At 41.4% G+C, this 13445-nt stretch carries 10 protein-coding genes; 9 read left to right on the forward strand and 1 reads right to left on the reverse strand.

All coding sequences use genetic code 11. From position 1 onward, the window contains the following. The first annotated feature begins 77 nt into the window (after positions 1–77). From QE382_RS08625 to QE382_RS08665, 9 genes are all read left to right on the forward strand, one after another. Complete coding sequence (locus tag QE382_RS08625) at positions 78–1712, forward strand: alpha-L-fucosidase (RefSeq protein WP_307185530.1); 1635 nt, start codon at positions 78–80, stop codon at positions 1710–1712. Positions 1713–2134: 422 nt separating this feature from the next. Next, complete coding sequence (locus QE382_RS08630; RefSeq protein WP_307185531.1) at positions 2135–2722, forward strand: RNA polymerase sigma factor; 588 nt, start codon at positions 2135–2137, stop codon at positions 2720–2722. Positions 2723–2788: 66 nt separating this feature from the next. Further along, positions 2789–3286: a hypothetical protein gene (locus tag QE382_RS08635; RefSeq protein ID WP_307185532.1), complete on the forward strand. Its 498-nt coding sequence runs from the start codon at positions 2789–2791 to the stop codon at positions 3284–3286. Next, entirely contained in the window at positions 3243–3986 is a 744-nt protein-coding gene (locus QE382_RS08640) for a FecR family protein (RefSeq protein ID WP_307185533.1), read from the forward strand. The genes QE382_RS08635 and QE382_RS08640 overlap by 44 nt, the downstream gene beginning before the upstream one ends. Before the next feature lie 112 nt (positions 3987–4098). After that, complete coding sequence (locus QE382_RS08645) at positions 4099–7470, forward strand: SusC/RagA family TonB-linked outer membrane protein (protein ID WP_307185534.1); 3372 nt, start codon at positions 4099–4101, stop codon at positions 7468–7470. Positions 7471–7493: 23 nt separating this feature from the next. After that, on the forward strand, positions 7494–8987 hold the full coding sequence (locus QE382_RS08650; RefSeq protein WP_307185535.1) for a RagB/SusD family nutrient uptake outer membrane protein: 1494 nt from the start codon (positions 7494–7496) through the stop codon (positions 8985–8987). Positions 8988–8999: 12 nt separating this feature from the next. Beyond that, positions 9000–9806 (forward strand): DUF4843 domain-containing protein, encoded by an 807-nt coding sequence (locus tag QE382_RS08655; RefSeq protein WP_307185536.1) that lies wholly within the window; start codon positions 9000–9002, stop codon positions 9804–9806. A gap of 1 nt (position 9807) precedes the next feature. After that, a complete protein-coding gene (locus QE382_RS08660) occupies positions 9808–11256 on the forward strand; it encodes a PKD-like family lipoprotein (protein WP_307185537.1) in 1449 nt (482 codons plus the stop codon). Positions 11257–11298: 42 nt separating this feature from the next. Then, a complete protein-coding gene (locus QE382_RS08665; RefSeq protein ID WP_307185538.1) occupies positions 11299–12441 on the forward strand; it encodes a TlpA disulfide reductase family protein in 1143 nt (380 codons plus the stop codon). 131 nt (positions 12442–12572) lie between these two features. On the opposite strand, the gene QE382_RS08670 is transcribed toward QE382_RS08665, so the two are convergent. Beyond that, positions 12573–13424, reverse strand: coding sequence for a sialate O-acetylesterase (locus QE382_RS08670; protein ID WP_307185539.1), 852 nt, complete (start codon positions 13422–13424; stop codon positions 12573–12575). Between the last annotated feature and the right edge of the window lie 21 nt (positions 13425–13445).

Consider the following 13445-nt stretch of genomic DNA (forward strand, 5'->3'; position numbering starts at 1 on the left):
TCAAACAGATAACAGATTATAAACCAAATGTCTTTGTCGAGCATCTTTTGGTAAGGCATTTCGCAGATCATGATATAATGGACAGAAGAACAGCAATTAAGTTTCTCGGTGCAACTATTCCGACCCTTTTCCTTAGTAAATTTAGCGCGGCACATGCGTATCTTGGGAAAGTTCCCTTTCACCCCGACTGGCGTTCGCTAGCAAGTTACCAGGTTCCTAATTGGTTTAGGGATGCTAAATTTGGTATATGGGCACATTGGGGGCCACAGTGTGAACCGGAAAGGGGAGATTGGTATGCGCGAGGCATGTATCAGGAAGGGTCAGATCAATATACATACCATGTTCAAAAATATGGGCATCCTTCCATTTTTGGGTTTAAGGATGTTATTCATCAATGGAAAGCTGAAAATTGGAATCCTGAAGAATTGATGGAATTATACAAAAATGCTGGAGCCCAATATTTTATGGCGTTGGCGAATCATCATGATAATCTGGACCTTTACCGGAGCAGCCACCATCAATGGAACAGCGTCAATGTTGGCCCTAAAAAGGATATTGTGGGCGGTTGGGAAAGAGCAGCAAAAAAAAGAGGGCTTAAATTTGGCGTGAGCGTTCACGCAGCACATGCTTGGACCTGGTATGAAACGGCTCAGCGAAGTGATAAAGCAGGAAAGTTTGCCGGAATTCCTTATGATGGTAAATTGACAAAAAAAGATGGTGTAGGAACATGGTGGGCAGGCTACGATCCGCAGGAGCTTTACGCGCAGGAGCATGAACTTAGTTTGGATAGCAAAGATGATCATACCGTTCATCGGCAATGGCATTGGGATGTAGACTCTGGCGTGAGTGTACCTGATAAGGCATACTGTGAAAATTTCAAAGCGCGGACGATGGAATTGATCCATAATTACAACCCTGATATCGTGTATTTTGACGATACGGTGCTACCCCTTTATCCAATAAGTAATGTTGGACTGGAGATTGCGGCCGATTTTTATAATAAGAGCATGCAGGAAAATAATGGGCAAGTTAACGTAGTCATTAATGGGAAGATCCTGAATGAACAGCAACGTAAATGCTTGGTTTGGGATATCGAACGGGGACAAAGCAATACCATTGAACCGCAGCCATGGCAGACCTGTACTTGTATAGGATCTTGGCATTACGACCGTCGTATATATGACAACAATCACTATAAATCGGCTAAAACCGTCGTCCACATGTTGATTGATGTGGTCAGTAAAAATGGTAATTTATTATTAAGTGTACCCTTGCGGGGAGATGGTTCTATTGACGAAAAAGCGAAGGAGGTGGTTCAAGGAATAGGGAACTGGATGGCGGTTCATCAGGAAGCCATCATTGGTACGAGACCATGGGTTATCTTTGGGGAGGGGCCTGCACAGGATGACGCTCCGTCATTGAGCGTTCAGGGTTTCAATGAAGGGAAAGGAAAAGCTTTTACCAGCGATGATGTCCGTTTTACCACGAAGGGAAATGTTTTGTATGCCTTTGTTATGGGGATGCCGACCGAAAAGCAAATCAACATTAAGTCTTTAGGCCGTTCGGCCCCGAATGCGAGAAAAGTAAGGCGGATACAGCTGCTCGGAAGTGATGATCGAATTTCCTATCAGCAACTCGATAATGTTCTTCAGGTCTCCTTACCGGATAGCTTCGCTCAAAACAACATTGCGATGGTATTAAAAATCACGTAAGGTTTTGATTTTTTCTGTTGCTAAAGCATATGTTGAATGCTGGCTAAAAACGCTATAATTGTATCTCGCGGGATAGCAAGGTAGGTGGTATGGCTAAAGCGCATAATGTTGAACCTATGAAGTTATGCTGTTGGTCGACGACCAGTATCTAAAGTGCCTTAGCAATACCTTGCCTGCCATCGGAAAAAATAACGTGATAAAAAATAAGCCTCGGTATTTAGCAGCCGGAGGTATGCCTATCCTGCGCTAAGCTGGGCGGAAAATGTGGTGAGACATAGCGTTTTCCAGATCATAAAGTATAGGAGCATGGCGTTTTTAGAAATGCAGTTTGCTGAAAAATTTATGGCTGAATTACGAAAATTATGAAAAACTCAATTATCTTTATCCACGATAAGATGTACGCTAGCTAAACGAATCTACCCATGAACTATCCGAGCGAAAAAGAACTGCTTGAAGCTTTCCTAAAGGGAGAGGAGCAGGCTTGTGCGCAGGTATATAATCTTTATTTCAGCCGGATCTGTTTATATGCATCGAGCTTTGTGGATGAAAGCAGAGAGGCTCAAGATATTGCCGAAGAGGGTTTTATCCGCTTGTGGGAAAGTGGACGACGCTATGAGAGCTTATCACATCTGAAGGCAGCTCTCTATCAGGCTACTCGGCACGTTGGGATCAATCACCAGACCTCCCGGAGCAGAAGATTGAATCGGGTGGATCGTTATATGGCACAGCAGGAACCCAATCAAAAATCCTATCTGCATGAAATAGTTTATACTGAAGCGATGGCTGAGCTTTATGAAGCTATTCAAAAACTTCCACCCAAAGCGCGCGAAATTATAGAGTTAAGCTATCTCGAAGGAAACAGCAACCAGCAAATTGCAGATCTACTGCAATTAAATATTCAAACGGTAAAAAATCAAAAATTACGTGCCCTCGGCCTTCTACGCCAACATTTGAAGCGCGATTCCTTTAATTATCTACTCTCGTTGATCGTTCTTTTTGGAAAAATATAATTTTTTTTCAATTGTCTTTGGTACTTTTTTTAATCGGTGTGGTATCTATAGATGAAATAGCTCAAAATGGATCCTAAAGAAGAAGAAAAACTTATCTTTATCAGTTCGCTTGTACTCCGTGAAATGCGGGGAACGCTTGGCGGCGAAGACCGTCTTTTTTTGGAGAGCTGGCTGCAAGAATCGATATGGCACCAACAGGTCTATCAACGTTGCCTAGATGAGGCACAACAACGTGAGGGGTATGTCAGTCTGGCGCATTTTGATAAGAAACGTAATTTCGAGTCGCTAAAGACTAAAATTTCGTTCCATTCTTCGAAGAGAAGCGTTGGACTCGTGAAGCGTCTATGGTCTTACGTCGCTGCTGCGAGCGTGCTTTTGGCACTGTCTGTCGTCTGGTATTGGTTTCAAGACAACGGTCACCCGGTTGAAACGCAGCGCACCCTTGCAATTGACCGGCTTCCAGCCTCACATCAGGCTATCATTACACTGTCTGATGGTAGAAGGTTTGCATTGAAAAACAATGAAAAAACAAGTAGTTATCAATGGGAGTGGTATACGCTATGACGACGGTCATGAAGTAGCTTCGATCGATGCGGCGGTATCTGCCAAAATTGAAACTCCGCGTGGCGGTACTTATGAGGTCACTTTACCCGACGGCAGCCGGGTTAAGCTAAATGCCGGAACAATACTTTCTTATCCAACGCAGTTTGCGAAGGACAAACGCGAGGTCAGTCTCCAAGGAGAGGCATTTTTTGAAGTTGCCAAAAGGAAAGATCAGCCTTTTATAGTCCATACGAAAAATCAGCAGGTACAAGTATTGGGAACACAATTTAATATTAATGCGTATCCGACATCAACCCAAATAAAAACAACTTTGCTAGAGGGTCGCGTACAGGTAAAGGAACTGATCAAGGGCCACAAAGTAAACTTGCTACCTGGAAATCAGGCTGTCAACACCGGAACGCAGCTGATCAAGCAGTCCGTAAACGTACAGCAGGAAATCGCCTGGGTATACGGCAAATTTAATTTTGATGGAAAGTCACTTCGACAAGTCATGGATGAACTGTCCCAATGGTATGCGGTTGATGTGGTTTATAAGGGCGATGTGCCTGATGTTTCCTTCTTTGGAGGAACATTTAGAACGAGCAAATTATCAACCATCCTCAAAATATTAAAAGACCAAGATCTGTCGTATCATCTGACAGATGATGGGAAACTCATCATCGAACATAGTAATCCTAAAACACAGAAAGGAGGCCAGTAGAGAACAGAAAATTATACTTGACCACACAATATGAATTAACAAATTGGACAGTTAATCCACTTAGCTAATCAGTGGATTCTGCAATCTAACCTAACTAAACTAACTAAAATTAATGAAATTAAGTTGTTTATCACAAACGACCAGGACCCTTTTATGGCTAGTTTTTGCTGTCTTACTCCAGCTGGGCCAGAAGGTAAATGGGCAAACAGTAACCTATTCCGGGCGCAATGTTCCGCTAATGGATGTGCTGCAGGCGATCAAGATTCAAACAAATTATGAGGTGCTCGGAACCAAAAAGATGCTGGAATCGGCAAAGCCAATTTCGATCAAAGCGGACAAAATGCCGCTTAAATTATTTCTCGATAAAATATTAAATCCGCAGGATATCGGCTATACAATTGAATCGAAGACAATTTTCCTGGAAAGGAAAGCTAGTCCACCGAAAGCTGAACCTATACGCCTTATGCAAGGGGGAAAACCAGTGCAAAAGCAGATCCGGGGACAAATCATGGGGAAAGACCGGGTGCCGCTTTCTGGAGTGACTATTTCACAAATGGGTAATACCATTGCAGTAGCAGATCAAGAGGGGCGTTTTTCCTTTTTCGGCACAACACAACCGCTTACATTAAGTCGGATTGGTTATAAAAACTTCACCCTCGCTTTGATTGAAACTAAAGATGATTATAGCATTGTGATGGAAGAAGAGGCAAATGCATTAGAGCAAGTGGTTGTTACGGGTTATCAGGTGCTAAAAAAAGACTCGTATACGGGAACCGCGATTACCAAAAGCGGTGATGAACTGCGGCAGGTAAATCCGCAAAACGTACTACAAGCGATGCAGGTATTCGATCCATCGTTTAAATTACTCGACAATAATCTTGCGGGCTCCAATCCCAATGCGTTGCCAAATATTAATGTGCGAGGATCTTCGTCACTGCCGACCGGTAGCGGTGAGGTATTAAGAAGAGATAATATTACGACGGCCATCAATATGCCGGCGTTTATTTTAGATGGTTTCGAAGTGAGTGTTCAAAAAGTGCTCGACCTTGATATGACCCGAATAGAGAGTGTTACAATTTTGAAAGATGCGGCGGCGACAGCCATCTATGGCTCTCGAGCGGCCAATGGCGTTATGGTCATCACAACCAAGATGCCTAAGGAGGGTAAATTGCAATTGACTTATACGCATGAAAGCAATATAAATACACCTGATCTCACGGGATACAGTGTATTACATGCAAGCGATAAATTAGCTTATGAGAAATTAGCCGGATTATATGATCCAGTCATACAGCAGCGGTCAAAAGATGAGCTGGATGAAAAGTACTATAACAAATTAGCGAATGTATTGGGGGGAGTAGATACGTATTGGCTATCCCAACCTGTTCGCACTGCGATCGGACAAAAACATGGCCTCTACGTTCAAGGTGGAGCTGAAACGTTCCGTTATGGTGTAGATTTGCGTTATCAGACTCGACCTGGGGTAATGAAGGGTTCAGGCCGGGATCAGTATTCTGGAGGCTTAAATTTTACTTACAATGTGAAAAATAAGCTCCGATTTCAGAATGAACTTGCGGTAACGATAGTGAGAGGTACGGAATCCCCTTATGGCTCATTTTCGGAATACGTGAATATGAACCCATATTATCGAATGACTGACGACAATGGCAATATCTTACAAGAAGTGGATACATGGAACCGGCGGACAAACGAGGGTAATTTTAATCGCGAAGTGGTATTAAATCCCCTTTATAATGCAACATTAAATAGTTTTAATAAACTCAGCTATACCGAATTGCTGAACAACTTCTCGGGGGATTTTGATTTGGGTAATGGTTTGCGCTTACGTGGTCAGGTCAGTTTATTAAAACGCCTTAACGCAAATGACAATTTCCGCTCACCGTCGGCTAATGATTTTTATACCTATGCTACTTCCCGTACAGACGAAAAAGGCAGCTATCAAAGTTATTCAAATAACGAATTGTATTGGGATGCCAATCTACGCTTAAACTGGATGCGTACCCTGGATAAACATAATTTTAATATTGTTGGAGGTACTAATATCCGAACAGAAAACTTCGATGAGCGTTCATTCAAGGCTATAGGATTTCCAAATGACCGATTTACGAGTATAGGATTTGCTAAAGGTTACGAAGAGGGGGGAAGTCCGGCAAGTAGTATCAGTGCTTCACGATTATTTGGAGTGTTTTTAAGTTCAAATTATTCCTATGACAACCGTTTTTTGTTTGACGCTACATTTCGTATGGATGGTTCATCAAAATTCGGAGCGAATAGACGGACGGCTCCATTTTGGTCGACTGGTATTGGATGGAATATGCATAAAGAATCTTGGTTCAGCAATGATATCATCAGTCAATTAAGATTAAGGGCAACGATGGGTCTTACAGGATCGGTACAATTTGATCCCTATATGGCCCGTACTACCTATAGTTATGATAAAAGCAATTGGTATTCATCGGGCTTGGGGAGTTCAGTTAGGAATTACGGAAATGAAAACCTGACTTGGCAAAAAACGCAAAACACGGATCTTGGGATCGACCTCGGGCTTTGGAAGGATCGTTTGACGATATCGCCACGTTATTATTATAAAATCACACGGGATATTTTAGCGGATATTAACCTAGCTCCTTCGACGGGTTTCAGTTCCTATAAGGAAAATTTAGGTGATCTGGAAAACAAAGGTTTTGAAATTAATGCAAATTGGATTCCGATTCGGAATGAGCAGTGGACCCTGAGTTTGATGGCCAACTTGGTCCGAAACAGAAATAAGATTGTTCGGATATCAAATGCCCTAAAAAGCTATAACCAACGGGTCGATGAGGCTCAAGAGGGAGACGATTTAAAAGCTGTACCATTATTGCGCTATAACGAGGGACAATCTTTGGATGCAATTTATGCTGTTCCCTCATTAGGCATTGATCCAGAAAGTGGAAAAGAGGTATTTATGAAAAAGAATGGTCAATTAACGTATGACTGGGATTCACGCGATATTGATGTTGTCGCTGTGGCAACGCCAAAACTGGAAGGATTTTTTGGCGGAACTTTGCGGTATAAACAATTTATGGCGGTGGCCTATTTTCAAGCTAGGTTTGGTGGAAAAACCTACAATCAGACGCTGGTTGACCGCGTCGAAAATGCCGATCCACGCTATAATGTGGATAGTCGTGTGTTAGCAGAAAAATGGAAAAATCCTGGAGATGTAACTTTTTACAAAAGCATTCAAGATCTTGGCCAAACCCGTGTTTCTTCTCGCTTTATTATGCCCGATAAATTGTTGGCCCTTCAATCGTTTAATTTATCATACGATGCCCGTAAAGAGTTTGCTAAGAAATTGGCTTTATCTAGTCTCCGTATAGGTGTCATAGCTAATGATTTATTCCGTTGGTCATCCATTAAAGTGGAAAGAGGAATTACTTATCCTTTTGCACGAAGTGTCACGTTTACCCTTCAGGCTGGTTTATAATCGAAAATATAAGAGTAGACAACATGAGAAATATTCATAAAATTTTAATACTGGTATCCACATTGAGCTTATTTTCCTGCGCTAAATGGTTGGATATCCAACCAGAAAGTGATGTAGACAAAAATGTACTTTTTTCTACTGAGGATGGGTTCAAAGAGGCATTGTTAGGTGTGTATACGCGGGCGTCAAAAAGTGACCTGTACGGATTGGAATTGACCATAGGAACGCCAGAGGTTCTGGCTCAAAATTATGTCATGGCCAGTGGTGATAAATTAAGGTACGAGGAGACTAAAAAATTTAAATATCAAGACGCTAATTTTATTACTAGGAAGGATAACATTTGGAAGGGCCTGTACAACGGGATTGTAAATTCGAATTTAATTTTAGAAGAGATCGATAAGAAGCAGAAATTATTTGTTGGCAATAACTACGCATTGATTAAAGGTGAAGCTTTGGCATTGCGGGCGTATCTTCACTTTGATGCGCTTCGACTCTTTGCTCCGTCTCCGTTGCTTAATAGCATGTCCGATGCCATTCCTTATGTAACAAGCTATTCGAATAAATCGACCAAGCTTTCTACGGTCGCGCAAGTGTTAGACTCTGCAATTCGGGATCTGGAAATAGCGAAAGATCTCCTTAAAGTAGATCCCATTAGGCAGCCTTCTTATCGAATAGGCTATCCAATTATAACGGATACTTTAAAAAATTCAGAGTTAAATAACAGTGAGCTGTTTTTACAAAATAGAAGACACCGATTGAATTATTTCGCTGTTTGTGGTTTGCTAGCTAGAATTTATTTGTATCAGGGCGATCAGGTGAAAGCCTTAGCACATGCCAACGAGGTTATCACTGCGAACAAATTTCCGTGGACCAATAAAACAGATTTTTTGGCTTTAGAACCTGACAAGAAAGATCGCATTTTTTATAAGGAATTGCTTTTTGCTTGGTATATACCAGCCATGAGCGGAACTTATAATAATGACTGGTTTGTGGACGGAACGGTCGGGATGTATTTGGACGAAGATGAAACGCGAACCATCTATAATGTTGCTGGTGATGGGGGCACAGATGTACGATTCACTCAGTGGTTTGAAAGCAGGAGTTTGGGCACGCAACGTGCATCTACACTTCTGAAGTTTAGGAGAAACTCATTTAGTGACAGTTTTAGCGCTAATCTACATTATTTGGTCGCTCCGGCCATCAAATTAAGTGAAATGTATTACATCGCTGCCGAATGTACTTATGACAGTAATCCTGCTAAAGCACTCGCATTAGTGGATGAGGTGAGGGAACACCGCGAGATCGGGAAGAAATTGCAAGTTAGTACAAAGAGTCAATTTATCAGCGAACTAGTCAAAGAATACCGAAAAGAGATGTATGCTGAGGGGCAATTGTTTTATCTCTATAAGCGGTTGAATTTGCCGATCAATGGCCACCATGGTGAGGTTATTTCGGCTAGACAGGAGATTTTTGTCTGGCCGCTTCCCGATGATGAGATTATTTATGGACAACGTTAAAAAAATAATTACATGAAATTTAATCCTATTTTATTTATGTTATTAGGTCTGCTCTTGCTGTTTTCTTGCAAGAAGGCAAGTCTGATAACCTTCGATCAGCCAGCAAACGTTTATTTTGACCTGAATGATGTCGATCGGGATAGTATCATTTACACCTTTGCGTATGATTTGGAAAAATCGAGTGATACCGTGTATGTTCCCGTAAAGGTTATGGGGTATCGCGATGTTAAACCTCGAAAATATGAGGCCTATATTGTTGCTGATTCATCTACGGCGAAGACGGGCATCCATTATGACAAACTGGAAACGGCATATACCCTAAAGGCAGAAGAAGGCCGAGCTCACTTGCCCATTATTGTACATAATGTAAAGGATCTGGAGGATCGTGCCGTGTCATTGATTATCAAATTAAAAGAAAATTCAGATTTCGGTATCCGAAATCCAGATCTTATTCGTGTTAAATTGGTTTTATCCGCAAAATTGGAACGCCCGAGTTGGTGGGACAGTTGGTTGAACAATTATTCTCAAGTGAAACATCAGTTGTTTTACATTTCAACTGAACAGAAGTTTCTAACTACGAATGGTTTAGATGCTCCAAAAAATTTATATTTCGTCAATCTTTTACTAGCTATGTTGAACGATCCATTTAAATGGGTTGACGATCATCCGGAAAAAGGTTATGCACTAACCACAAAAGATAATGGCGAAACATATGATTTTTATCCTATTAATAATCCAGGTAGAAAAATATTAATTAAAAGAAATAATGCCACTGGTAAGTATTTCTTTATTGATGAAAATGGAAAGGAGGTGAGGTAACATGATATTCAACAAACTTAAGCTAACTGGAATAATTAAATATAGTTTTATCCTTTTAATTTGCACCTTTTTTTACGGTTGTTACAAGGATAAGGGGAATTATTCGATACATATTCCCAATGAACCTATTGTTCAGGGATTAGATACAGTCTATGAAGTACGTGTCGGGGATAGTTTGATCATTAAACCGAAAATAACGGGTGTAGAGCTAAGTAATCTATCGTACGATTGGCAAATTAGTGCGCCAGAGGCCATTGATCCAGAGGCAAATCATTACAGCGGGGCGACTTTGCGCTTGGCGTTTGGGCTGGGAGCAAATCGATATAAGGTGAGGTTTACCATTTCAGATCTTAGCAATAATATGAAGTATTTCCATGATTTCTATATTCAAGGAATTACTGAATTTTCCAGAGGTTCACTTGTGCTGTCTAACGACAAGGGCGTAAGCAAACTTACTTTCATAAAACCTGATAACTCGATTTTGCCAAACATTTATGAAATTATTAACAATGAGGTGCTGCCATCAGAACCGCTTCACATTATTTATGCCAATCACTCCATTGCCAATACTCCATTAGCGTATTGGTATATAGGAAAGCATGGAGGGGTTCGCATGACTTTGGAAGAGCTTAAAAAAGAAAAGGTTAAGCCCGGTACACTGAAAGAAAACTTTTTCTTACCACCAGAAAATATCGATGTTGGGGATTTGCAAATGTATGAGCAAGGGGTGCTGCTTGGGGTTATCAATGGTAAATTTTATGGTGGGGCTACCAGCACCTGGAATCAAAGTAATACTTACGGCATGTTTGGAACACCTGCAGATGGAAATTATGTGTTGGCGCCACAGTTTATTATTACGAAGGTACAAAATGACCATTTTATTACAGCCTATGAAAGTAACAAGAGACAATTTGTACGGGTTAATCTGTATGGGGGTGCGATGTATTTTGGTACGCAATACAGTACGGTTGGCAGAGAAGTATTTGATCCGACTAATGTGAAAATGGATCTTATGCAAATGGTACAGATTAATAGTACGGATATTTATGCGTATATGAAGGATGATGCAGGGAAAATATATGAACTTAAATTTAAGACCGATTTTATGCGGGAATTTAAGTTTGAGGCATTACAGAAAAAGTTGTTTTCTCATTCCGAGTGGATACATGCAGATACAAAAATGGTGGCGAGCCGTGTAGGCTATATTTATATTGCTTATCAAGATAAAGTATTTAGATATAACCCATTGAATGAACAAGTGCAAGAATTGCAAATGGCTTTCAAATCAACAGTTACATTACTAAAATTGGATGAAAGTGAGGATACGCTGATTGTTGGCGCCGGAGGATCGCTTTACTACTTAGCTGTACAGGTTGGAAAAAATGGCGAGCTTGTCAAGAAAATTGATGGGATTCCAGGCGATTTGGTGGATATAACTTGGAGAAAGTAACATTAACAAAATATTTAAATAACTCAAATAACTCAAATGACGATGAAAATTTTAAAAATTGTGCTATTCCTGTTCGCTGTTAGCCCTTTTGGGCTGTACGCACAACAAGGCGGCTTTTACATAAAAGGAACTTCACCAAAAGCTTTTAATGGTAAAAAAGTGTATCTAGATTATACAAAAGACGGATTTCCAGTCTCGGATTCATCGGCTATTGTGGATGGAAAGTTTAGTTTCAAAGGAGCTGTTGAGGAGCCAGCTTACTCCAGAATGGTGTTTGATCAGGACGGTAAAGGTAAATTGATCGCACAAAATATCGGGGATCGGTTATACTTTTATTTAGGCAATGAAACATACGATATAGCTATCAAAGATTCGCTGCGTACTGCTGCCATAAAAGGATCGCCGCTGCATGATGCTTATGTTTCTTATTTAAAGGAAATTGGCGGTGGTTTCATGGATATCATTGATGCGGGGAATAAAGCTTTTGGGGCTGTGAAACAAGATGCTCCTGATGCCAATGAGCAGTATAAGGCTATCCATGAGCAGTTTGAAGCACGGTTTGAAGCACGACGGGTTAAAGAGTTGGCTTTTGCTGCCAAAAACCCCAATTCGATCTTTGCGGTGGATGCACTTATTGATGCGGCCAATAAACGTAAGCTCAGTGAGATCGAACCGCTATTTTTAAAGCTGTCCAAAGAGGTGCGTCAAACCACGAATGGGCGACAGCTGGAGGCTCGTTTCTTGGCGGAAAGAAGTGTGAAAATTGGTCATAAAGCACCTGATTTTTCACAGCCCGACACCCAGGGAAAAATGATCAAGGTATCGGACTTTAAAGGCCAATATGTGCTGATCGACTTTTGGGCGAGCTGGTGTAGCCCCTGCCGTGCCGAAAACCCTAACTTATTGAAGGCCTACAACAAATATAAAGGTAAAGGATTGGAGGTCCTTGCAGTGTCGCTAGATGATACCAAAGGAAAAAATGCCTGGTTAAAAGCCATCAAAGATGATGGTTTGCCATGGGTACATGTCGCAGATCTAAAGGGCTGGAGCAATGAGGCAGCGGTATTGTATGGTGTGCGTGCTGTACCGCAAAATTATTTGGTAGATCCTCAAGGAAATATTGTTGCTATCAATATCAAAGGTGAACTGTTACACCAGGAGTTGGCCAAAATTTTTGATAATTAATGGTCAGAGACGCCGTATTGTTATTCCCTTTAATTCTAAAAGGATAATATTTTTGGAAGAAATGGCAATATCGACGAGCATCTGTATCGCTGATTATGTTTTAAGGCTAGGGATTGGATTCCCTAGCTTTTTTATTTCGTTGTTTCTGTTAACAATTTAAGCATGCTTGCCGCATAGTTTTTACCCAGCTTTCGGTATCCAGCGGGGCTGAAATGCAATCCATCGCTTATCCCTTCGCAGCCTGCGGAGGATATAATATGGGCTGTCGGTACAGTGGTGGGCAAAGTTTGGATGATGCTGTTCATACTTGCGCATTTGCCACCGGCTTCGGCCGATAGGAGTTCGCCTGCAAGTAGGGGCACTTCATCTGCTCTCAAGTGCAAATCGCGCAATAGATTTTCATATACTTTTTTCACCTTATTAGGCCATTGGCGATCGCCGGTGTTGGATTCGCCCTGATGAAGTAAGATGCTTTTGATGACACCTTTCTGTTGTGCTATCTTGGCTAATGCTACAAGTCTTTGATACGGATTATTGTCATAAGCTGCAAGCATGGATTTCATCCACTCCGGTGCTTTTGCCACATAGCTGGCCGTGCTGTCTTGATCAAATAACTGTATATGACAACCACCTACCGAAACGTTGACGACACCGATCTGGATATTTTGAGGAAGATTTTCTGTAAGCGTTCTGCCAAAATAATCTGCAGGTGTAAGTCCTGTGTGGCAGCGCGTGAGCGGTGCACGGGCGGGAGCCCACTTGCCATACTGCCTTCCCAATTCGGGACAGTCTACTGCCGCAAGTACATGGAACCGACTATTGGTGATGGTATCCTGTGGTTCGAATTGGCCATGCCCCTCCATATTGGATTGTCCAAAACAAAGGTATATATGAAAGTTTTTGTCTTGGGCGAAAGCTGCTGTTCTTAAAACGTTCCCCAGCAGGAAGATGAACAGCAAGATTTTAAATGGTGTTTGTCGCATCGTGGAATTTTTTATATTTCT

This window comes from Sphingobacterium zeae (assembly GCF_030818895.1).
Taxonomy (GTDB): Bacteria; Bacteroidota; Bacteroidia; order Sphingobacteriales; family Sphingobacteriaceae; genus Sphingobacterium; species Sphingobacterium zeae.

What these genes read in the sequence shown, in the direction of transcription:
- QE382_RS08625 (WP_307185530.1), top strand. Translation starts at nt 78, where the DNA reads ATGGACAGAAGAACAGCAATTAAGTTTCTCGGTGCAACTATTCCGACC.
- QE382_RS08630 (WP_307185531.1), top strand. Translation starts at nt 2,135, where the DNA reads ATGAACTATCCGAGCGAAAAAGAACTGCTTGAAGCTTTCCTAAAGGGA.
- QE382_RS08635 (WP_307185532.1), top strand. Translation starts at nt 2,789, where the DNA reads ATGGATCCTAAAGAAGAAGAAAAACTTATCTTTATCAGTTCGCTTGTA.
- QE382_RS08640 (WP_307185533.1), top strand. Translation starts at nt 3,243, where the DNA reads ATGAAAAAACAAGTAGTTATCAATGGGAGTGGTATACGCTATGACGAC.
- QE382_RS08645 (WP_307185534.1), top strand. Translation starts at nt 4,099, where the DNA reads ATGAAATTAAGTTGTTTATCACAAACGACCAGGACCCTTTTATGGCTA.
- QE382_RS08650 (WP_307185535.1), top strand. Translation starts at nt 7,494, where the DNA reads ATGAGAAATATTCATAAAATTTTAATACTGGTATCCACATTGAGCTTA.
- QE382_RS08655 (WP_307185536.1), top strand. Translation starts at nt 9,000, where the DNA reads ATGAAATTTAATCCTATTTTATTTATGTTATTAGGTCTGCTCTTGCTG.
- QE382_RS08660 (WP_307185537.1), top strand. Translation starts at nt 9,808, where the DNA reads ATGATATTCAACAAACTTAAGCTAACTGGAATAATTAAATATAGTTTT.
- QE382_RS08665 (WP_307185538.1), top strand. Translation starts at nt 11,299, where the DNA reads ATGAAAATTTTAAAAATTGTGCTATTCCTGTTCGCTGTTAGCCCTTTT.
- QE382_RS08670 (WP_307185539.1), bottom strand. Translation starts at nt 13,424, where the DNA reads ATGCGACAAACACCATTTAAAATCTTGCTGTTCATCTTCCTGCTGGGG.